The following is a 1,270-nucleotide window of genomic DNA, read 5'->3' on the forward strand; positions in this document are numbered from 1 at the left end:
TCCAGCCAGTAGTGCCGGCGTTGGAAGGCGTAGGTGGGCAGGTCGGTGTGGTGGGCGCCGGTCCCGGCGAACACCTCCGGCCAGTTCACCGCCACTCCGGTGGTGAACAACGCACCCAGCCCCGCCAGCACCGACTCGGCCTCGCCCCGGCCGTGACGCAGACTGGGCACCGCCGTAACGTCCTGGCCGTCCAGGCATTCGAGCACCGACCCGGTCAGCACCGCGTCCGGACCCAACTCGACAAACCGCGTCACACCCCGCTCGTGCAACCGCGCGACAGTGTCGGCGAACCGCACCGTGTCACGCACATGCCGCACCCAGTACTCCGGATCCGCCATCGCCTCATTCACGGTCCCGATACGCGGCGGCTGAAACGCCAACCCGGCCACCACCGCACGGAACTCGTCCAGCATCGGCTCCATCAACGGCGAATGGAACGCATGACTCACCGCCAGCCGTTTCGTCCGGCAGCCCTGCCCGGACAGCCGCCGCACAACCCCCTCGACCGCAGACTCGGCCCCCGACACCACCACCGATGTCGGACTGTTCACCGCGGCGATCGACACCTGGCCACCCTGCTCAGCCACCACCGGCGCCACCACGTCCTCACCAGCGGCGACCGCCACCATCACCCCACCGGACGCCAGCCGCTGCATCAACCGACCCCGCGCGCTCACCAACGCACAGGCATCCGCCAGCGACAGCACCCCCGACACATGAGCCGCAGCGATCTCCCCCACGGAATGACCGGTCACGAAATCCGGGACCACACCCCACGACCCGAACAACCGGAACAACGCCACCTCAACAGCGAACAACGCCGGCTGCGCGAACTCCGTCGAATCCAGACGGACCCCAGCACCGTCCTCCCCGAAAACAGCCGCCTTCACCATCGGATCCAGCAACTCACACACCTGGTCAAAAGCAGCCGCGAACACGGGAAACCGCCGATACAACTCCCCGCCCATCCCGACCCGCTGCGAACCCTGACCGGTGAACACCACCGCCACCCGGCCCCGCCCCGCCACACCCGACACACACCCGGCCCCGGCCTCACCCCCCGCAACAACCGCCAACCGGTCCAGCAACTCCTTGCGCCCCGACGCAACCACAACCGCCCGATGCCCATGCACAGCACGATCAGCCGTCAACGAATACGCAACATCCACCAACGCCACATCACGCCGCTCCGCCACAAACGACCGCAACCGAGCAGCCTGACCACCCAACGCCCCCGCCCCACGACCCGACAACACAAACGGCACCACCG

Annotated in this window: 1 protein-coding gene and 1 pseudogene; both read right to left on the reverse strand. The window is 68.2% G+C overall.

The annotated features are described in order from the left end of the window. Positions 1–1,010 (reverse strand): acyltransferase domain-containing protein (locus ACZ4MF_RS49055; protein WP_467500965.1); only part of this gene is annotated, 1,010 nt, incomplete at its 3' end. Between the two features lie 57 nt (positions 1,011–1,067). Next, positions 1,068–1,268 (reverse strand): annotated as a pseudogene (locus tag ACZ4MF_RS49060) (CurL C-terminal domain-containing protein); the annotation flags it as partial. Positions 1,269–1,270 lie beyond the last annotated feature (2 nt).

This window comes from Streptomyces sp. NPDC025793 (assembly GCF_055558375.1).